This is a genomic window from Pseudomonas sp. BCA17 (assembly GCF_004519405.1).
In the GTDB taxonomy this organism is placed as follows: Bacteria; Pseudomonadota; Gammaproteobacteria; order Pseudomonadales; family Pseudomonadaceae; genus Aquipseudomonas.
Genome location: NZ_SGWI01000002.1, coordinates 494,099 through 513,523 on the forward strand (window position 1 = coordinate 494,099; position 19,425 = coordinate 513,523).

A 19,425-nucleotide genomic window follows, 5' to 3' on the forward strand; every position below is an offset into this window, starting at 1 on the left:
GTAAGATTTTTTTGGTATTACGAAGATGCATCTGCCAATGATTCGGCAGGGAGGGATTCTTGCGTTACTACCGGTTTTCTGCCCGAGATTCGGACAAAAGGAAAAAGGTGGAGAGTCGATCTATAAGCCGGGTTCTGTCTTGAACAGTCATTCGTCTACGATGGCCATCACTGGACATCTTTAGCAACCTACCCGGTCCCAGCGCGGGCCACGCCTTGGGACCCTATTTGGTCTTGCTCCAAGTGGGGTTTACCTAGCCACGAACTGTTGCCAGTCGTGCGGTGCGCTCTTACCGCACCTTTTCACCCTTACCGGCACCGAAGTGCTTAGGCGGTTATTTTCTGTGGCACTTTCCGTAGGCTCACGCCTCCCAGGCATTACCTGGCACTTCGCCCTATGGAGCCCGGACTTTCCTCCCCCCCCTAATTCTCATAGAGGGCAGCGACTGTCCAATCGACTCTCCGCCGCGCAGGTTAACGGCACGGCGGGCTTAGGACAAGTAATAAAAGTTCAGAATGGCCATCACGTTCAGACGAAATACAGGCTCACCCCCGGAACTATTCGACTTTCTGTTTATCCAGCGCAACTTGATACAACACGTTTTTACGCAGGCCGGTAATTTCCGCCGCCAGCGCTGCGGCACGCTTGAGGGGCATTTCCTTGAGCAGTAAATCGAGGATGCGCATCGCCTCACCGCCGACAGCCTCCTCATTTTCCGGCGCAGTCCAGCCGGCGACCAACACCACACACTCGCCACGCTGCTGGTTGCTGTCACCCTCGACAAAGGCACGCAACGCCTCCAACGGCAGCCCTTTGAGCGTCTCGAAAGTCTTGGTCAGCTCACGGGCCAGCAGCGCCAGGCGCTCACCGCCGAACACCAGCTCCATATCCTCCAGACATTCCAGGATGCGATGCGGAGCCTCGTAGAAAATCAGCGTACGCGGCTCTTCCTTCAATGCTTGAAGACGGGCACGCCGCCCGACCGCCTTGGCCGGTAAAAAACCTTCGAAGATAAAACGGTCCGACGGCAAGCCGGCGGCAGATAATGCGGCAATCAACGCGCACGCACCCGGAACAGGCACTACATTGATACCAGCGGCACGCGCCTGACGGACCAAATGGTAGCCGGGGTCGGAAATCAGCGGCGTGCCCGCGTCGGAGATCAATGCCACGTCATCCCCCGCAAGCAGACGGGTGATGAAGCGGCTGCCTTCTTCGCGTTCGTTGTGTTCATGGCACGCAGCCAGTGGCGTGCTGATACCAAAGTGCTGCATCAAACGCTGGGAGTGACGCGTGTCTTCCGCCGCGATCAGCTTGACTTCGCGCAACACCTTCAACGCCCGGGCACTGATGTCGTCCAGGTTGCCAATGGGCGTCGCCACCACAAAAAGCGAGCCAGCAGTGGAATTCAAAGGACCTGGAGCAGTCAAAACGCACACCTCGATGGTTGGCAAAAGCCATATTGTAGCGCGTAGGCGCTTCGAAAATACGCCATCGCGATGGATGCGTTTCAAGCCATCAACGACCGATTGCAACATTTGCACGACCTAAATCGACGCTTTCACGCCAGTAACATCGCGCCTGAGCCAGTGCTTGGGTACAATTCCACGCTAATTTGATCGGTATCAGGAACACTTACATGATCGCTTGCCTGCGGCTGCTCTCCGCCCTCTGCCTCGCTGCCCTCCTGGCCGCTTGTGCCAGCTCGCCCTCGTCCAGCCTTGGCGACCTGCCCCGGACTCCGGATGCCAGTATCGAGCAACTGCTCGAACAGGCAACCACCGCCAAGACGCCAGAAAAGGCCGCATTGCTGCGCCTGAGTGCGGCTGACCTGGCGTTCCACCAGAACAACCCTGGCCGTTCGTCGCAGATTCTTGCGCAGGTGCCGCTGGATGTCCTGAAACCGGCCGCACAGATATTTGCCAGCACCCTGGCCGCTGAATTGGCCATGACCCGCAATCAGCCCAAGGCTGCACTGGCGGCGCTGAACCACCCCAGCCTGCAAAACCTGAAGGATCTGCCGCCAGACCAGCAGATTCGTACCGGCACCGTGCATGCCCGCGCCTATGAAGCCGATGGTCAGACCCTGGCCGCCGCTCGCGAACGCGTCGCCATGGCCCCGCTGCTCAGCGGCGACGCCGCCAAGAGCAACCACGAAGCGATCTGGGTGTTGATTGCCGCGCTGCCGGCCGATCAGTTGCAAGCCAGCGGCAACCCTGTATTGGATGGCTGGATCACACTTGCCCAGGCAGTCAAGGGCGCCGGTACCCTGGAACAGCAACAAGCGGCTATCGATACCTGGCGCGCGCAGAACCCGGGACATCCAGCGGCAGTACAACTGCCCCTGCCGCTGACCAAGCTCAAGGAACTGGCCAGCCAGCCCCTGAACAAGATCGCCCTGCTGTTGCCGCAGGAAGGTCCGCTGGCCTCGGTCGGCAAGGCGCTGCGCGAAGGCTTCATGGCCGCGCACTACCAGGCCGAACAGGCCGGGCAGAAGCCACCGGTAATCGAGTTCTACGACAGCTCGCGCCTGAACTCCCTTGACGAGTTCTACGCCAAGGCCCAGGCCGCCGGTGTGCAACTGGTGGTTGGCCCGCTGGAGAAGCCGCTGGTCAAACAACTCAGCGCACGCCCGCAACTGCCGATCACCACCCTGGCACTGAACTACAGCGAGGCTGAGCACAGCCCGGCCCAGCTGTTCCAATTCGGTCTGGCCGCTGAAGATGAAGCCCGCGAAGTATCGCGCCGTGCTCGTGCCGATGGCCTGCACCGCGCTGCCGCCATGGTTCCTCGTGGCGAATGGGGCGAGCGCGTCTACAAGGCCTTCCGCCAGGATTGGGAAGCCAATGGCGGCACCGTCGTCGGCGTTGGGTACGTCGATCAGCCCGTCGCCCTCGCCCAACAGATCGCCGACCTGTTCCAACTGCGTAAAAGTGAAGGCCGTGCCAAGAGCCTGCAAAGCACCGTCGGTACTGACGTAGCCGCTCAGCCATCGCGTCGCCAGGATATCGAGTTCATCTTCCTGGCAGTCACCCCGCAACTGGCCCAGCAGATCAAACCGACCCTGAACTTCCAATACGCCGGTGATGTGCCTGTTTATGCAACCTCCCATGTGTTCAGTGCCAGCGGTGACAAGAACCAGTACCTGGACATGACCAACGTCATGTTCTGCGAGACCCCCTGGTTGCTCAACAGCACCGACCCGCTGCGCAATCAGGTCGCCGCGCAATGGCCGCAGGCCAATGGCAGCCTCGGCCGCCTGTACGCGATGGGCGTCGATGCCTATCGCCTGGCACCACGCCTGGGCCAGCTCAAGGCGCTGCCTGACACTCGGGTCGACGGGCTTTCGGGCAGTCTGGGCGTCAGCGCCAACCAGCGTGTCGACCGCCAGATGCCTTGGGCGAAGTTTGTCGGTGGCGACATCCAGCGCCTGCCGGACACACCGCGCTGATGCCCGAGCGGTCCAGCGCACAAAGCGGCAAGGATGCCGAACTTCACGCTCTCCAGCATCTGCAACAACAGGGTTTGCGCCTGCTGGCGCAAAACTGGTTGTGTAAACGCGGCGAGCTTGATCTGGTCATGCTCGACGGCGATACAGTAGTATTCGTCGAAGTCCGCTACAGAAAACACGCACAATGGGGTGGTGCGCTCGCCAGTATCGACGGGCGCAAGCGTCAAAAGCTGATACTCGCTGCGCAGTTTTTCCTGCAAAAAGAGCATCGCTGGGCCGACTCTCCCTGCCGTTTCGACGTGGTTGCCATAGAAAGCACACCGACAGGCTTTGCTGGCCTGAACTGGCTCAAAGATGCCTTCGACAGCTGAATCACCGGACACCTTCACCACACACTTTGCTCTTTGCATTGCGGGCTGCACATTTCCGTGCCAATCAGCCGCGCCACTTAAGGTCACACAGATGGACATGCAATCCCGAATTCGCCAGCTTTTCCAGGCCAGCATCGACACCAAGCAACAGGCGATGGACGTACTTGCACCGCACATCGAGCAAGCCAGTCAGGTCATGGTCAATGCCTTGCTCAACGAAGGCAAAATGCTTTCGTGCGGCAATGGTGGTTCGGCCGGTGACGCTCAGCACTTCTCCTCCGAGTTGCTCAACCGCTTCGAGCGTGAGCGACCGAGCCTGCCGGCCATCGCTCTGACCACCGACTCGTCGACGATCACCTCGATTGCCAACGATTACAGCTACAACGAAATCTTCTCCAAGCAAATCCGCGCCCTTGGCCAACCCGGCGATGTGTTGCTGGCGATTTCCACCAGCGGCAACTCGGCGAATATTATTCAAGCGATCCAGGCCGCACATGATCGCGAAATGATTGTCGTAGCATTGACCGGCCGTGACGGTGGCGGCATGGCCTCGCTGTTGCTACCCGAGGACGTGGAGATCCGCGTCCCGGCCAATGTCACTGCACGCATTCAGGAAGTCCACCTGCTGGCGATCCACTGCCTGTGCGATCTGATCGACAGCCAACTGTTCGGGAGTGAAGAATGACCGTTAAACGCCTCAGCCTTTTGGCCATGACGCTGTGCCTCGCCATCAGCGGCTGCAGCACGGCAATCACCGCAACACGTGACACCCCCATTCAGGACGATAAGGGCACTCGTACCTTTGGCAGCAAGATCGACGACTCGCTGATCGAAACCAAGGTCGAGGTCAACGTTGCCAAAGCCGCACCGGACCTGGGCAACGGTGCCTCGCGCATCGTCGTGACAAGCTTCAACGGCGTGGTATTGCTGGCCGGCCAAACCCCACGTGCCGACCTCAAGGCCCAGGCCGAACAAGCCGCTTCAAGTGTTCAGCGCGTCAAGAAGGTCCACAACGAACTGCAGGTGATGGACCCGATTACCCTGCTGGCCATCAGCAACGACGCCTTGCTGACCACCAAGATCAAGGCGCAGATGCTGACCGACAACGCCATTCCCGGCTCGCGCATCAAGGTCGTCACCGATAACGGCATCGTCTACCTGATGGGCTTGCTGACCCAGGCGGAGGCCACGCGCGCAGCCAACCTTGTGCAAGGCGTATCGGGTGTGCAGAAGATCGTGAAGGTGTTCGAGTACATCGATTGATGTAACCGACAGGCATAGAAAAGGGCGGCGTGCACTAAGTGCACGCCGCCCTTTTTTTTGCAGCCCGGGTTTATTGGTACTGCTGGTAAGGATTACCCTGGAACTGGTTGTTCTGTTGGGGTGCCTGTTGCTGCTGGCCAGGCTGGCCGTATTGCTGACCAGGAATCGGACCGAGGTTGACCTCTACACGGCGGTTCTGGGCCCGGCCATTCACGTCAGCGTTGCTGGCAATCGGGTTATCCGGGCCTGCACCACGGGCGCTCAGGTTGGTTGGACTGACGCCTTGAGACGTCAGGTAATTCGCTACGCTCTGCGCACGGCGCTGGGACAGGTCCATGTTCAACTGGCGGCTGCCGGTGCTGTCGGTGTAGCCAACAATCTGGATAGTATTCTGGTTGAACTGCTTGAGGGAGTTGGCCAGATTGTTCAACGGCTGGTAGAAGCTGCTGGCGATCGCGTCAGAGTTGGTGGCGAAGGTAATGTTGCCCGGCATGATCAGCTTGATCTGATCACCCTGACGCTGAACCTCAACCCCTGTGTTGGCCATGCTTTCGCGCAGTTTCTTTTCCTGCTGATCGGCATAGTAACCATAACCTGCAGCACCAATACCGGCGACAGCCGCACCGATCAGTGCGCCTTTGCCACGGTTGTTATGGTCGATGGCCGCGCCTGCCAATGCACCGGCCAGGGCACCCAAGCCACCATACTTGGCGGTCTTGCTCATACCGCCGGACTCATTACTTGCCTGTCCCTGGCTGCTGCCGTCATAAGGATTAGGTGAAGCGCAGCCGGATAAAAAGGCTACGGCGGTAGCGACAACAAGCAGACGACGCGGAGTAAACATGAAGGAAGCTCCTACTTTTGCATTCTATGATGCAGAGGACATTGGCAATGGACCTGTGCCGAGCTTGGAACACGACAAACGGTAAAAATTCCGTACCCGGCGCGCAGTGCTCTGAAGCAGGCGAGCACACTCAAACCCTAGCAGACCGTTGCTGAACCGTGATTGTCGATTTTTCCAGAAATGTCGCCGGAAAGTAGCCACTTGGTATCCAGAAGATCCGAAGAGCAAAGGAAGACAGGGACCACGTAAGCAGAAGCTCAACCGTTCACGGCGCATGTCAGGAAGAACGTAAAGTCGAGCCCGACGGGGAATCGGGCTCATATCGCTAACGAGGCGGCGCTTACAGCCCCATTGGTTCAGGCCGCAACTTTTTGAGCCGTCAGCGTCTTTTTCAACGATGCCTTCATGGCCAGCATTTCTTCACCCAGTTGTTCAAGCTGAGCTTTGCCCAGAAGCTTTTTAGCCTTGGGAAACATCTCGGTTTCCTCTTCTTCAATGTGATGTTCGAGCAATTCTTTAACCACCTTCACCCGCCCCGCGAACTCCGGGGACGTAGGATCAGTGGCCTTCAGATCGGGAAGGACGAGAGCATCGACTGTGCGGTGCTCCTCTTTGGCCTCATAGTACATCTCGGCTTCGTCTTTTCCACCGGCAGCCTTGAAGGCGGGATACAGAATCTGCTCCTCCAATTGGGTATGAATGGAAATTTCCATCTCCAATTTATCCAGAAGATCAGTACGTTTCTTTACCCCGCGGTCTGTGGACTCACTCAGTTGGGTCAGGATGGCTTTCACTTTTTCATGGTCGGCTTTGAGAAGGTCGATGGCATTCATTTTATTACCTCATTATCGGTATCACGGAATGGTTCAGCCGTTCTTTGCCGGCTATCTGCATACCTATCTCGCATTTGCCGTGCCACATCCTTTAAATTTTAAAAACATTAATTTTCAATAAGTTATGCAGAATGATGGCAAGTTGCGCTCATGCACTTTGCCCGAGCGAGCATTGAGATGGTTGCAGTTAGCAACCCCCCTGGATGCCCGGACTTTCCTGGTTAATCACGCCCCTGGGCGGCCTTATTGTGGCGGCCTGGCAACGGAACGTCGTGAGCTGCCATCAATGCGTTTAGGCAGAATTGACAAGAACGTCGAGGTTGCTGACAAGAGACATGAATACCTGCAGATATCGATGGGAAGGACCACACTTAATCGCACTTTGATATCCGCAGGAGAACCTCCTAGACTGTCTCACCGCCTCGCACACCCCTGTGCAATTTCGTTTAGTCCGCTGATAACGGACCTGATCGGGACACCGACATGCGCCTGCCAGATTTCATTTTAGAAAACCTCGAATCCATCTTGCAGTCTTGGGAAGACTTCGCACGAACGATTGAGACGCCAGGCGCAGACCTCAATCGCGCGGCACTGCGCGACCATGCTGAACAAATGCTGCGGGCGATCGTAACCGACTTGCGAACCGCGCAGACCGCACAAGAGCAAATTGAAAAATCTCATGGCTTGGGGCCGGTGACAGATCAGGAAACAGCCGCGGAAACCCATGCGGTTGCTCGGTTACTGGCGGGCTTCACCATTGATCAAATGGTCTCTGAATATCGAGCCCTCAGGGCGAGTGTGCTCAGACAGTGGATGAGCCAGGTTAAAACCGGTACGTCATTGAATATTGATGATATGACCCGGTTCCACGAGGCCATTGACCAAGCGCTCGCGGAGTCTATCGCCAGTTACTCCCGAGCGGTTGAAGCATCGCGCAACGTTTTCCTGGGTGTTCTCGGCCATGACTTGCGCACCCCGCTCGGAGCAATTCTGCTGGGCAGCGAAATACTCAAAGATTCCCAGGGTCTTGAGGCGCGCGCCGCCAAGGTCGCTACCCAGATACATACCAGCGTTACACGGGCGAACCAGATCGTTGGAGATTTGCTGGATCTGACACGCTGCCATATGGGGCCAGGCATTCCCGTCAATAAGACGGACCTGGATCTTTTACCGGTGTGCAGAAGAGTTGTGGACGAGGTCCAGGCGTTTCATCCTGAAGCCAACGTGTTATTTGTCGCGCCGACTCCGGTTGCCGGCAAGTTTGATGGGCCGCGATTGGAGCAAGTGTTTTCAAACATCATCAGCAACGCTGTGAATCACGGAAATATCCACTTTCCAATAACAGTGCAGTTGTCGGTGACAGAGGACGTCGCCGTCTTCAGCGTGCATAACAGTGGCGAGCCTATTCCTGAAGATGTCCTGCCGTTTATCTTCAACCCGATGGGACGTTTCTCCCAGCGTTCTGCAACTGAAAGCGGACCTACCGAAGGGTTGGGCCTGGGCCTGTTTATCGCGTCGGAAATCGTGACATCCCATAAGGGTTCGATCGACGTCACTTCCGACTCAAAGCAAGGCACCACTTTTCTCGTAAAACTTCCACTCACCGAGTGAATCCTTCGCCCAGTGGGCGGAGAGCTGCGGGCGAGGCAATGGGTAAACAAGCCCTGCATGCTGCCTCTGCGCAATCAAACGAGAGGGCGGCAGACGGCGAGGCAGAAACCTGCTGAGTTTTCCGGCTTGCCCCGCCCCAGCGGCAAAAAATCATTGCGCGTTTTGCGGAAAGACGTATAAGAAATTGTACAATTTTTTAATATTGTACAAGTATCAGTGAACAGCCTGTCATCCGTGCGCCCTTTCAGCATGGCTTCAGGTGTTCAGGCGCCTTATACGTTTCTTCCTTTCACTGGAACCGCTTGATGAAAGCACCTCACCGACTATTCCTTGTTCTGGGCGACCAATTATCTTTCGATCTTGCCTCGCTACAGGGATTGGATAAGGGGAGCGATGCCGCACTTTTCGTCGAGGTAATGGAAGAAGCCCGTCACGTACCTCACCACCCGCAGAAGATCGCCCTGATCTTCAGTGCCATGCGCCACTTCGCCGAAGCGTTGAGGCAGCGTGGAATGCAGGTTCACTACGTAACCCTGGATGACCCGCAGAACAGTGGGTCCGTGCCGAGCGAGCTGCAACGGTGGCAGTCACTGCTGGAACCCGATGAACTGCACGTCACCGAATGTGGCGATTGGCGCCTGGAGCAATCGATCCGAGCGTGCGGCTTGCCGATTCAATGGCACTGCGATAGTCGATTTCTCTGTACTCGCGCCGAATTCTCCCGCTGGGCCGCAGATAAAAAGCAGCTGCGCATGGAGTTTTTCTATCGAGAAATGCGCCGGAAAAACAGGATACTGCTCAATGGTGACGGCACCCCGGCAGGCGGCGCCTGGAATTTTGATGCAGACAACCGCAAACCGCTGCCCAAGGGCGTGCGCCCCCCTCCGCCCGCCCGTTTCCCGCCAGACGCAATAACCCGCGAAGTGCTTACGTTGGTGGCCAGACACTTTTCCAGCCACTACGGCACCCTTGATAACTTCGACTACCCGGTAACGCATGCAGACGCGCAGGCGCTGTGGGATTATTTCCGCGATTGGGGGCTGGCGGCGTTCGGTGACTATCAGGACGCAATGGCAACTGATGAACCCTTTCTGTTCCATGCTCGTATCAGCGCCGCACTCAATATCGGCCTGCTGGATCTTCGCCAACTGTGCAACGACGTGGAGGCAGCGTACTGGTCGGGCACTGTCGCGCTGAATGCCGCCGAGGGCTTTATTCGCCAATTGATCGGTTGGCGGGAATATGTCCGGGGAGTCTACTGGCTGAGGATGCCCGACTACGCCAATGGCAATGTGTTCGGTAATACGAGGTCGCTTCCAGCGTTCTACTGGACAGGCGCTACCAAGATGAATTGCATGCGCCAAGCGATCAACCAAAGCCTGGAGCACGCCTATGCCCATCACATTCAACGGCTGATGGTCACAGGCAATTTTGCCCTCTTGGCCGGTATTGCACCTCCCCAGATATGCGAGTGGTACCTGGCGATCTACATGGATGCATTCGATTGGGTCGAGCTGCCCAACACGCTGGGCATGGTGATGCACGCCGATGGTGGATATCTGGGTTCAAAACCCTACTGTGCGAGCGGTCAGTACATCAAACGCATGTCTGATTACTGTGGTACCTGTGCCTACAAGGTCAGTGAAAGCACCACCGAAGATGCCTGCCCCTTCAACGCGCTCTATTGGCACTTTGTGATGCGTCACGGCGACCTTTTGCGAGGGAATCAACGAATGAGCATGGTGTATAAAAATCTTGACCGCCTGACGGACGCCAAGCAGAAGGCGCTCTGGCAGCGGGGGCAGATGTTGCTTGCCCGGCTTGATGCAGGTGAGTCTTTTTGAAAAAGTCTGAACTGCCGGTCAAAACCTGCGTGTCTTGCGGCCTCACATTTGCCTGGCGAAAGAAGTGGGCCCGCTGCTGGAATGAAGTGCGCTACTGCTCGGAGCGCTGCCGGCGCAACAAGGGTGTGTAGTGCTGCGCGTCCTGGTGATCGAGTGAGCCCCCATGGCTTTAACTTGAAAGCACCGGGCGGCACCCTAGCCTATCAACCCCAGTTCCTGCGCACGTGCCACCGCCTGAGTACGCCGCTCCACCCCCAGCTTGCTGTTGATATGACTGGCGTGGGTCTTGACGGTATGCAGTGAAATAAACAACCGATTGCTGATTTCCTGATTCGAACACCCTTGGGCGATCAGTTGCAACACTGCCCTTTCCCGGGCGCTAAGGGTCTCTTGGGCAGGTGACGTTTCGGCCGGTGTAACCACGGGGAGCAGCGCCAGCAGACTCTGGTTCAACAGGCCATGGGGATCCTTGCCAAGTTGGTCACGCATCCAGTCCGGGTAGTGTTCCAGCAAGCGCTGGAACGGTTGCAGTGCACCGCCGGCGCCCGCTTGCAGGGCTCGGGCGAGAATGGGCCGAGCCTTGGCTTCCTGGCCGCACTCCAATAGCAAGTGTGCCTGCTGCGTCAACGCCATCAGTGCGATCATCTGGCGCCCGCTGTTATGTGCCTGGTGCGCCAACGTTTCGAGCCGTCGCAGCGAGGCATCAGATTGATGACGAGTCGCATCCAGCGCGGCCTGTTGCAGCTCGATATGTTGCGGCAAGTGCGGATGAAACTCCGGCGCGGCTGCCGCGTGCTCACCGTTATAGGTCTGCCCCAGGCGGGTCAGCCAGGCATCGGCCAGGTCAGTGCGCCCCTGGACCAGCCACAGCTCGCATTTGATCAGTGTGATCATCGCCAAGTAGTAGATCGGCGGCACATCCCATATATGCATCAGGCGCTCGGCCTCGGCCAATTCGGCGAATGCCTTGGGGAAATCACCGCGTCGCCCTTCGAAACTGGCCAGCACGCAGTGCCCGATCAATACGCTGATATCCCGGCAGGCGCGGGCTTCCGCCAGCCCGGCCCGCAACCGAGCGATGCCGGCTTCGGGCTGGTAACGCACCAGCAACAGGTAACCTTCATACAGCGACAGTCGCGCCCGCACGGCATACAACCGCTGCGGTGCCAGGCCGTGCAAGCGCTGCAAACCCTGACGCACTTCGTCCAGCGAGCGCAGGATTTCACCACGCGCCTGCAACACCCGGGCGCGGTCGTAATGGGCCAGTGCTTCAAACAGAGGGTTGCCGACGCGTTGCGCCAGCTCCAGGGACTCTCGATTCAAACCGCGGGCCCGCCATAGGTCTGCATCGACGATAGCCAGGTTGGAGAGCGTGGACAGGCACATCAGGCGTTGGCCATAGCGCTTCTGCGGCAGGCTTTCCAACGCCTCGCTGCAATAGCGCTGGGTCAACTCGCGATCCCCGCGGCCGCGGGCGATGATGCCACTCAGTGCCAGCCATTGGGCCAGCATGGATTTCTGCGCAGTGGCCGACGGGGCCGGCAGGAAGCGACTGAGATAGCTGGACAAATCCTGCGCCGCGTCCAGTTGGCAGGCCAGGCCCAAGGCCCAGCTATACAACACGATCAGCCGTGGCGTGCTGATCAACAGGCTGTCGGGCAAGTCCATCTTCCAGCGCAACAACATGCCCACATTCTGCTCAGCCAGCAGTTGCTCTTCCGACAGGTTTTGCACCAGGTTCGCCGCGACATCGAGATGGCCGGCCCGCAGCGCCTGCTCGACCGCTTCATCGATCAAACCCTGGGCATTGAACCAGCGGCATGCGCGCAAGTGGAGACTGGCCAGGGGCAACGTGGCGCTGCTGGCACGGCGGGTACGCAGCAGGTCGGAAAACAGATGGTGGTAGCGATACCAATGTCCCTGTTCATCCAAAGGCACCAGGAACACCTGATGGGCCAGCAGGTAGCGCAGGATTTCAGCGCTGTCATGGGCTTCGCGTACGGCATCGCACAGTTCGCTGCAAAAACGATCCTGCGGGGCCGTGTCATACAAAAATGCTTGAACCTCGACCGGCAGGCAGTCGATGACCTCCTCCAGCAGGTAATCACGGATCAGCCCTTCCCCACCGTGCAGGCTTTGCGGCAGCGCGCCTTCATTGCCGGCTTCGGAAGCCGCCAACAGCCAGAAACGCAGACCGGCGACCCAGCCTTCACTGCGGCGAATCAGATTATCCAGGGCCTCCCCCCGCAAGGAGCTGCTATGGCGGTCCAAAACAGCCAGGGACTCATCGTGGGTCAGACGCAGGTCCTGCTCATGCAACTCCAGCAGGTGCCGCGACAAGCGCAAGCGCGCCAGATGCCAATCCGGGCGCTGTCGACTGGTGACCAATACCACCAGGCCATCAGGTAAATGATTGAGGAAAAATTGCAGGCAGCGATCCAGCACCGGCCCCTGGGCCAGATGGTAGTCATCCAGAACCAGCAATAAAGGCGCCTGCGTGGAAAGGTGCCCCGTCAGTTCATCCAGCAAACCATCCAGCCACTCTTCGAAGGCAAAGGGTTGGTGGCGTTGGCGCATTTTCAGCAAGCCGAGGGACTGGACACCGAGCTGCGGGAAATATTGCTGCAAACCGTCGAGCAGACGCTCAAGGAATCGGCCGGGGTCGCTGTCCCGGGGGCTCAAGCCCAACCAGAGGCTTTGCCAATGCGTCGCCAAGGCCTGGCAGAATTCAACCGCCAACGAACTTTTGCCGAACCCTGCCGGTGCGCTGACCAGCAGCAACCGTCCCTCCAGGCCGGCGCTCAAACGCTCGCACAAGCGCGGTCGCAGCACGTAGCCGTCAGGCAGCGGCGGCCTGTAGAAGCGCGCTTCCAGCGTCGGAATCACTGCGCTTGCTGGCCTTTGGATTCGGGACAGATCAGTCATCGCCGGGCTCTTGTGGAAGGCTGTTGTCGGCATTGCAGATGTCCGCAGACTAGCGGTAAAACCCACAGGTTTGTAGATCTTTGCAACATTTACCTGAAAAAGAACTGCGACAAAAAATGTGAAAGGGGGCTTGCCCCCGATGGCGAAGGAACAGTCAATGCAATGATTGACTGTCACACCGCTATCGGGAGCAAGCCCCCTCACACATTGTCGAGCGGCTACACCTTAGCGAACACCGTCCTGGCGCAGGGCCGCGGGGGTGAAATCGCTGGTGGTGGCGGTGAAGCCGAAGTCATACGCCTGCTTCTCTTCGTTCTTCATGCCCAAGGCCAGGTAGCGGCCGGACTGCAGGTCATAGAGGGTTTCCAGGGCGTACCACGGCACTTGCTTGTCGTAGTAGTTCTCCGCATGGGCTTCGGCGACGCGCCACAGTTGGCCACGGCCGTCGTAGTGGTCGATCACTGCCGCTTGCCAGGTGTCCTCGTCGATGAAGAAATCACGCTTGGCGTAGATGTGGCGCTGGCCCTCCTTCAACGTGGCGACCACGTGCCAGACGCGGCGCAGCTCGTAGCGTGCCAGGTCCTGGTTGATGTGCCCGGCCTTGATGATGTCGGTGTACTTGAGCTTTGGATCGTCGACCTTGTAGCTGTTGGAGGCGATGTAGATTTCTTTCTTGCCTTCCAGTTTCCAGTCGTAGCGGTCCGGGGCACCGTTGTACATGTCGAGGTTGTCGGAAGTACGCAGGCCGTCGGCGGCAGTGCCCGGCCCGTCATAGGACACTTGCGGCGCCCGACGCACACGGCGCTGACCGGCGTTGTAGACCCACGCCGAACGCGGCTCCTTCACCTGGTCCAGGGTTTCGTGCACCAGCAGCACGCCACCGGCCAGGCGCGCCGGCGCAGTCACTTGCTGCTTGAAGTAGAACAGCACGTTGCCCGGGTTTTTCGGGTCGTAATCCTTCATTTTGTCGCGGAACACGAACTGGTCCCTGAAGTACACCAGGCTGAACGAACCATTGGTTTGCGGCGTGGCCTGGGTGACCAGGCGGGTCACGCTGCCGCCACGATAACGGGTGATGTGGTTCCAGATGACTTCCACGCCGCTTTTCGGGATCGGGAATGGGACCGCCGTCTCGAAGTTTTCCAGGCCGTTGCCACCGGAAACGAGGTTGGTTTGCGTGGCGTTCTTCTTGATGGAGGCAAATACCGCAGCCGGCACGGTCGCGCCGCGATGGGTCGGGTAGACCGGCATTTTGAAAGTGTCGGGGTAACGCTTGAACATCGCGTACTGCCCAGGCGCCAGCTTGTCTTTGTACTGCTCGACGTTCTGCGCAGTAATAACGAACTGCGGCTGTTCATTGGCGTACGGGTTGGCCAGGAAACCGCGGGCATCCACGGCACCGGCATTGGTGGGCAGCGGCGACCATTTCGGGATGGTGCCCGCCGCATTACCGGCCATTTCCGCGCCCATCGGCGTCAGGGTGGTGCCCAGTTTGGCGGCTTCATCGGCCGATACCGCGGCCATGGCGTTGCTCGCCAGGATCGACAGCCCCAGCAAACCCAGGTGCAACAGACTTTTTGTTATTTGCATATTCTGGTCTTCCTGAAAATACAGTGTGCTTAGAAGTTGGCGCCAAAGCTCAGGGCGATAAAGTCGCGGTCATCCACCGTGGTGAACTTGCCACCAAAGAAGTTGGTGTAGGCCAGGCTCGCGGTGTAGGTGTTCTGGTACTCGGCATCCAAGCCGAGGCTGACTGCCTTGCGACCTTCTTCGAAGTTACCGCCGGGGCCGGGTGAATACCCCTTGACGTCATGCGACCAAGCCACGTTTGGCTTGAGGTTGACGCCCGCGAACACGTCCGGGTACTCCCAGATGGCTCGAGCGCGGTAACCCCAGGAGGTTGCTGTGGTGTAGCCATCATTGTTGCAGTTGGTGTTCAGGCCAGCGGCATTGGGCAGGCCTGCCCCCGTCGCAGTGGAGTTGTTGAGCGCGTTGCAGAAGCCACCCGGCAAGCTACCAGGGCCGAAGACCGGATCGCGGCCATAGCGGGCTTGTGATTTGCTTTCCAGCCCCCCGACATGGGTCACCCCGATCTCACCGACGGTGGTCAGGCGGCTGGCGCCCATGACTTGGTCGAAGAAGTGCGTGAAGGTGGTCTGGAACTGCGTCACTTCCTTGCGGTTGTAACCATGCAAGTCCTGGCCTGGTGTGCCTTTGAGCACGGATGCGTTGCCAAAACCAGGGATCGGAGTGACGCCGGCGTACAGGATATCGGTGGTGCTCAACTGCACGGGAGCGTTTGGACGATAGCTCAGTTCACCACTCCAGGCAGTGCCTGTCGGCAACGTTGTCGAGAAGCTCAAACCGTACAGACGGATATCTTCCGGGTACTCGACGAAGTAGTTGGAGCTGCCTGCCACGATCAATGGACGCAAGGCAGCCAGAGGCCCCAGAGGGCGCGTGTAAGCCGACGACGGAGCACCTTGTGCACTGAAGATCGGCGCCCGGCTGTGGTAATTCATGAAGTACGCGCCGAACTCGGTATCCAGCGGCTCGAAGTTGTAGTGCATGGCCACGCCGAATTGGCCGCTGTCGCGGGCATCTCGGTCCGGACCGCGACGTACCAGCACGCCTTCGTTGTTGACGTCCACACCCAGGGCATTGAGCGTCGGCAACGCAGCGCCTGGGATGGTCGAACGCTTGTTGAGGACACGCAGGTTGTTGTCGCAGCCATCCGAAATTACATCGGGCTGGGAGAAGAACGTGCCGCAGTTATCGGTCACCGTCTGGTCCCACTCCAGCTGATAAAACGCCTCAGCCGACAAGTTATCCGTCAATGACTGAGACACATAAAACATGTTGACCGGAATCAAGCCTTCCTTGATCTCAGCGCCTGGACGACGGAATGCGGACACGTCTATCGGGTTGATGGAGTTGATGCCGCCGCCGATGAAGGTACTTTCACCCCAGCTCACCACCTGCTTGCCGAAACGCACGTTGCCCGGCAAATCGGCGATGGTGTAGTTGTGGTAAATGAACGCATCGAGGATCTGCCCGCCAGAGGACTTGGCGCCTTCCTTGCGGTTGTTGTCGCTGATGTCCTTGAACGGACGGCTTTCGTCCTTGAGTTCGAAGTCGTACCAGTACTTGCCGCGCACAAACACGCCGGTGTCGCCGTATTTCAGTTCCAGATCGTGGATGCCCTTGAAGATCTTCGAGAACGTTTCGCCGCGCTTGAAGTTCAAGTGGCCGTCATCGGAGGTCTGGGACAAGCCCTTGCCGCCGTTGTTGGCACCGATCAGGTCTCGGTTAGGCTTGGCTGTCGACCAACTCGCCCCCACAGAAAGCGACGAGTCAAAACTACCTTCGACTTCACCGATATTGAAACTGACGCCGAATGCGGGCCCGGCAAGCGTAGAAGCGAGACTGACGGCCACAGGCAATCTCGCCCGGCGCCAGAACTGGTTTACTGAGGTCATCGACGCTACTCCATGTGCATTATTGTTATGGCAGTGAGTTCTTTCTTACAGATGCATGTAACAGCCGGGATACAACGATCCCAATGCTGCACGGCAACCGAGCTCCCATGGCCCGAAGCGCAACATCCGCGAATAACTCTGGAAGGGACTATAGCCAGCAGGGGGTAGCGCTTGATCCCTCTAAAGTGTGATTTGTATCACCAACCCGTCTGCCACAACCCTTTCGCCACGCCGACGAAGGCCGGCGCGGCAAGGATGGCTGAAAATCGATAAATCACAAGCGTGAAGGCTTGAGATAGAGCATTGCCGCGCCCGAACGGTCGCGGCGAAGGGCATCAAAGGGTCGACAGGAATGTACTGTTGTTGGCCTGCCATTCGATGATGTCGAGACGGATACGTTTTTTGTCGAGTTTTCCTACGCTGGTCTTGGGAATTTCAGTAACAACCGCGATCTGGCTTGGAATGGCCCACTTGCTCAAGTGCCCCAGCTCGACGAAAGGCTTGAGGTGTTCCTTGAGCTCACGCGCTCCTATCACATGGCCATCACGCACCACCAGCAACGCAAACGGGCGCTCGCCCCATTGCGGGTCGGCGATGCCCACCACTGCTACTTCGCGTACCGCCGGGTGACGGCTGACCAGGTCTTCGAGCGCCAGGGAGGAGATCCATTCGCCGCCGGTCTTGATCACGTCCTTGATGCGATCACGGATATCAATCACCCCAAAGGCATCCAGAGTGGCCACGTCGCCGGTATGCATCCAGCCGCCGGCCCACAGCTCGGCGCCCTTCTGCGGCTCGTTGAAATACCCTTCGCTGAGCCACGGCGCGCGCAACACCAACTCGCCCTGGGTTTCGCCATCGGCGGGCAGGAAATTGCCGTCGCCGTCGACAATCGCCGCTTCCACCAACGGCCCGGGCACGCCGGCCTTGATGCGGTAGGTGGTGCGTTCGTCTTCACTGCCGGCCATCAACTCTTCGTTGAGATGGGCACAGGACACCAACGGCCCGGTCTCAGACATGCCATACGCGGCGGTCAGCTGAATGCCGCGGGCCTTGGAGGCTTCATACAGCGAACGATTGAGTGCGCTGCCGCCAATGACGATTTTCCAACCGCCGAAATCCACACCCTGGGCGGCCTTTGCGTTGAGCACCATTTGCAGGATGGTCGGCACGCAGTGGGAGAACGTGACCTTTTCCTTGCGCCATAGCTCCACCAGGTATTCCGGGTCGTAGCGGCCGGGGTAGACCTGCTTCAACCCCAGCATGGTCGCCACATACGGCAGGCCCCACGCGTGTACATGGAACATCGGCGTGATCGGCATGTAAACGTCGTTGGTACCCAACAGGCGCACACTGTCGACGCTGCCCATGATGGTCGCCACACCTATGGTGTGCAGCACCAGTTGGCGATGGGTGAAGTACACACCCTTGGGGTTGCCGGTGGTGCCGGTGGTGTAAAAGGTCGTCGCTACCGAGTTTTCGTCGAAGTCCTGGAAGTCGTACTTCGCGCTGGCGGCGGCCAGCAGGCTTTCATACTCGCCCACCAGGTTCGGCAGCTCGGCGGTCTGGGTATCGCCATCGGTCAATAGCAGGGTCTTGTCGACAGTGGTGAGGTGCCCGGCGATCGCCTGGTAAAGGCCCACGAACTCGCTGTTGACCAACACGAAGCGGTCCTCGGCGTGGTTCATGGTATAGAGGATCTGCTCCGGCGACAGGCGCACGTTGATGGTGTGGATCACCGCACCGATCATCGGGATAGCAAACATGCATTCCAGGTAACGGTGGCTGTCCCAATCCATGACCGCCACGGTATCACCGGCCTTGACGCCCGCTTCGGTCAACACATTGGCCAGCCGCGCGACCCGCTCGATCAGGGTCGGGTAGGTATAGCGCAGTTTGTCGCGGTAGATGATCTCCCGGGTCTTCTCGTAACGGGTGCCGGACATCAACAGGCGTTTGATCAACAGCGGGTATTGGTACGCACCTTCGGCGGGCGGGATAACACGGGTCTGCAACATACGAATCCCTTATCTGACTGCACGGTCTTGGCTTGAAGACCTGCACTTTAGAGAGCTTATGTGTCAGCCAAATCAGCCAAAGGAATGATTTGCAGACCCCAGTGAATGCTAGCTTTACGCCAGCATCCGGCAACTGAAAAATTATTTCATGCTGGTGAAGGCCAGCTTCACACCAATGGCGATCAATACCGCGCCCATGGTGCGGTCAAACCAATGGCCCATCCGTGCAAACCCGGCGCGCACGCGCTGCTGGCTGAACAACATGGCCACCAGGCAGAACCACAACGCCGTCGCCACCGCCAGGTACACACCGTAACCGGCTTGAACGGCCAGCGGCGTATGTGGATTGATCACCACAGTGAACAGGGAGAGGAAAAACAATGTGGCCTTGGGGTTCAAGCCATTGGTCACGAAGCCGGCGGTAAACGCGCCGCGCGGGGTGCGCTCGCCCGCTTCGCGGTGCAACTCGCCTTCGGCGGCAGGCTTGGCCGGCTGCGCGCGCAAGGCCTTGAAACCGATGTACAGCAGATAGGCTGCGGCCGCCCATTTCAGAGCGTTGAACAGCACGATGGACTGAGAAACGATCAAGCCGATACCGAGCAACGAGTAACCCACATGCAGGAAAATCGCCGAGCCGACGCCCAGGGCCGTCCAAGTCCCGGCGCGCCGGCCATGGGTTACGCTCTCGCGCACGACTACGGCGAAATCCGGGCCGGGGCTGGCCACTGCCAACAGGTGAATCAGCGCTACGGTCAAAAACTCGGCGACGTACATGCTTACTCCATT

The 19,425-nt window shown here is 58.6% G+C and carries 15 protein-coding genes and 1 other RNA gene; 7 read left to right on the forward strand and 9 right to left on the reverse strand.

Translation table 11 applies throughout. From position 1 onward, the window contains the following. Positions 1-107 precede the first annotated feature (107 nt). Positions 108-461, reverse strand: an RNA gene (gene rnpB, locus EXW71_RS11125) — RNase P RNA component class A. Positions 462-557: 96 nt separating this feature from the next. Continuing rightward, entirely contained in the window at positions 558-1,430 is an 873-nt protein-coding gene (gene rsmI, locus EXW71_RS11130) for a 16S rRNA (cytidine(1402)-2'-O)-methyltransferase (RefSeq protein WP_134658605.1), read from the reverse strand. A 209-nt stretch (positions 1,431-1,639) separates the two neighbouring features. Between rsmI and EXW71_RS11135 the strand changes: the two genes are divergently transcribed. The 4 genes from EXW71_RS11135 to EXW71_RS11150 all read left to right on the forward strand — a co-directional run bounded on the left by EXW71_RS11135 (position 1,640) and on the right by EXW71_RS11150 (position 5,085). Further along, positions 1,640-3,451, forward strand: a complete 1,812-nt coding sequence (locus EXW71_RS11135) for a penicillin-binding protein activator (RefSeq protein WP_134658607.1) — start codon at positions 1,640-1,642, stop codon at positions 3,449-3,451. Further along, on the forward strand, positions 3,451-3,822 hold the full coding sequence (locus tag EXW71_RS11140) for a YraN family protein (protein ID WP_134658609.1): 372 nt from the start codon (positions 3,451-3,453) through the stop codon (positions 3,820-3,822). The genes EXW71_RS11135 and EXW71_RS11140 overlap by 1 nt, the downstream gene beginning before the upstream one ends. A 91-nt stretch (positions 3,823-3,913) precedes the next feature. After that, positions 3,914-4,507 carry a phosphoheptose isomerase gene (locus EXW71_RS11145; RefSeq protein ID WP_007904374.1) on the forward strand — a complete coding sequence of 198 codons (594 nt, stop codon included), beginning with the start codon at positions 3,914-3,916 and terminating at the stop codon, positions 4,505-4,507. Further along, the gene (locus tag EXW71_RS11150) at positions 4,504-5,085 is read left to right on the forward strand and encodes a BON domain-containing protein (protein ID WP_123714628.1); all 582 of its coding nucleotides are present in this window, start codon (positions 4,504-4,506) and stop codon (positions 5,083-5,085) included. The genes EXW71_RS11145 and EXW71_RS11150 overlap by 4 nt, the downstream gene beginning before the upstream one ends. A gap of 70 nt (positions 5,086-5,155) precedes the next feature. Here the strand turns inward: EXW71_RS11150 and EXW71_RS11155 are convergent, their stop codons facing one another. Together EXW71_RS11155 and EXW71_RS11160 are read right to left on the reverse strand one after the other, a co-directional pair. After that, positions 5,156-5,929: an OmpA family protein gene (locus EXW71_RS11155; protein ID WP_134658611.1), complete on the reverse strand. Its 774-nt coding sequence runs from the start codon at positions 5,927-5,929 to the stop codon at positions 5,156-5,158. Between the two features lie 356 nt (positions 5,930-6,285). Next, positions 6,286-6,762, reverse strand: a complete 477-nt coding sequence (locus tag EXW71_RS11160; RefSeq protein ID WP_123714627.1) for a hemerythrin domain-containing protein — start codon at positions 6,760-6,762, stop codon at positions 6,286-6,288. Between the two features lie 483 nt (positions 6,763-7,245). Here EXW71_RS11160 and EXW71_RS11165 point away from each other — a divergent pair, with 483 nt between their 5' ends. The 3 genes from EXW71_RS11165 to EXW71_RS11175 all read left to right on the forward strand — a co-directional run bounded on the left by EXW71_RS11165 (position 7,246) and on the right by EXW71_RS11175 (position 10,348). Next, a complete protein-coding gene (locus tag EXW71_RS11165; protein ID WP_134658613.1) occupies positions 7,246-8,373 on the forward strand; it encodes a sensor histidine kinase in 1,128 nt (375 codons plus the stop codon). Between the two features lie 305 nt (positions 8,374-8,678). Continuing rightward, positions 8,679-10,217: a cryptochrome/photolyase family protein gene (locus EXW71_RS11170; protein WP_134658615.1), complete on the forward strand. Its 1,539-nt coding sequence runs from the start codon at positions 8,679-8,681 to the stop codon at positions 10,215-10,217. Then, positions 10,214-10,348: a DUF2256 domain-containing protein gene (locus EXW71_RS11175; RefSeq protein WP_134658617.1), complete on the forward strand. Its 135-nt coding sequence runs from the start codon at positions 10,214-10,216 to the stop codon at positions 10,346-10,348. The genes EXW71_RS11170 and EXW71_RS11175 overlap by 4 nt, the downstream gene beginning before the upstream one ends. A gap of 64 nt (positions 10,349-10,412) precedes the next feature. Here the strand turns inward: EXW71_RS11175 and EXW71_RS11180 are convergent, their stop codons facing one another. The 5 genes from EXW71_RS11180 to EXW71_RS11200 form a co-directional block, all read right to left on the reverse strand. Beyond that, complete coding sequence (locus EXW71_RS11180) at positions 10,413-13,142, reverse strand: LuxR C-terminal-related transcriptional regulator (RefSeq protein ID WP_134658619.1); 2,730 nt, start codon at positions 13,140-13,142, stop codon at positions 10,413-10,415. 225 nt (positions 13,143-13,367) lie between these two features. Continuing rightward, positions 13,368-14,732 (reverse strand): DUF1329 domain-containing protein, encoded by a 1,365-nt coding sequence (locus EXW71_RS11185; RefSeq protein ID WP_134658621.1) that lies wholly within the window; start codon positions 14,730-14,732, stop codon positions 13,368-13,370. Positions 14,733-14,761: 29 nt separating this feature from the next. Then, entirely contained in the window at positions 14,762-16,621 is a 1,860-nt protein-coding gene (locus EXW71_RS11190; protein WP_134658623.1) for a DUF1302 domain-containing protein, read from the reverse strand. A 335-nt stretch (positions 16,622-16,956) separates the two neighbouring features. Beyond that, the gene (locus EXW71_RS11195) at positions 16,957-18,639 is read right to left on the reverse strand and encodes a fatty acid--CoA ligase (RefSeq protein ID WP_134658625.1); all 1,683 of its coding nucleotides are present in this window, start codon (positions 18,637-18,639) and stop codon (positions 16,957-16,959) included. A gap of 141 nt (positions 18,640-18,780) precedes the next feature. After that, complete coding sequence (locus EXW71_RS11200) at positions 18,781-19,413, reverse strand: LysE family translocator (protein ID WP_003188636.1); 633 nt, start codon at positions 19,411-19,413, stop codon at positions 18,781-18,783. Positions 19,414-19,425: the final 12 nt, after the last annotated feature.

What these genes read in the sequence shown, in the direction of transcription:
- EXW71_RS11160 (WP_123714627.1), bottom strand. Translation starts at nt 6,762, where the DNA reads ATGAATGCCATCGACCTTCTCAAAGCCGACCATGAAAAAGTGAAAGCC.
- EXW71_RS11140 (WP_134658609.1), top strand. Translation starts at nt 3,451, where the DNA reads ATGCCCGAGCGGTCCAGCGCACAAAGCGGCAAGGATGCCGAACTTCAC.
- EXW71_RS11185 (WP_134658621.1), bottom strand. Translation starts at nt 14,732, where the DNA reads ATGCAAATAACAAAAAGTCTGTTGCACCTGGGTTTGCTGGGGCTGTCG.
- EXW71_RS11190 (WP_134658623.1), bottom strand. Translation starts at nt 16,621, where the DNA reads ATGACCTCAGTAAACCAGTTCTGGCGCCGGGCGAGATTGCCTGTGGCC.
- EXW71_RS11170 (WP_134658615.1), top strand. Translation starts at nt 8,679, where the DNA reads ATGAAAGCACCTCACCGACTATTCCTTGTTCTGGGCGACCAATTATCT.
- EXW71_RS11165 (WP_134658613.1), top strand. Translation starts at nt 7,246, where the DNA reads ATGCGCCTGCCAGATTTCATTTTAGAAAACCTCGAATCCATCTTGCAG.
- EXW71_RS11200 (WP_003188636.1), bottom strand. Translation starts at nt 19,413, where the DNA reads ATGTACGTCGCCGAGTTTTTGACCGTAGCGCTGATTCACCTGTTGGCA.
- EXW71_RS11145 (WP_007904374.1), top strand. Translation starts at nt 3,914, where the DNA reads ATGGACATGCAATCCCGAATTCGCCAGCTTTTCCAGGCCAGCATCGAC.
- EXW71_RS11180 (WP_134658619.1), bottom strand. Translation starts at nt 13,142, where the DNA reads ATGACTGATCTGTCCCGAATCCAAAGGCCAGCAAGCGCAGTGATTCCG.
- EXW71_RS11155 (WP_134658611.1), bottom strand. Translation starts at nt 5,929, where the DNA reads ATGTTTACTCCGCGTCGTCTGCTTGTTGTCGCTACCGCCGTAGCCTTT.
- EXW71_RS11150 (WP_123714628.1), top strand. Translation starts at nt 4,504, where the DNA reads ATGACCGTTAAACGCCTCAGCCTTTTGGCCATGACGCTGTGCCTCGCC.
- EXW71_RS11195 (WP_134658625.1), bottom strand. Translation starts at nt 18,639, where the DNA reads ATGTTGCAGACCCGTGTTATCCCGCCCGCCGAAGGTGCGTACCAATAC.
- EXW71_RS11135 (WP_134658607.1), top strand. Translation starts at nt 1,640, where the DNA reads ATGATCGCTTGCCTGCGGCTGCTCTCCGCCCTCTGCCTCGCTGCCCTC.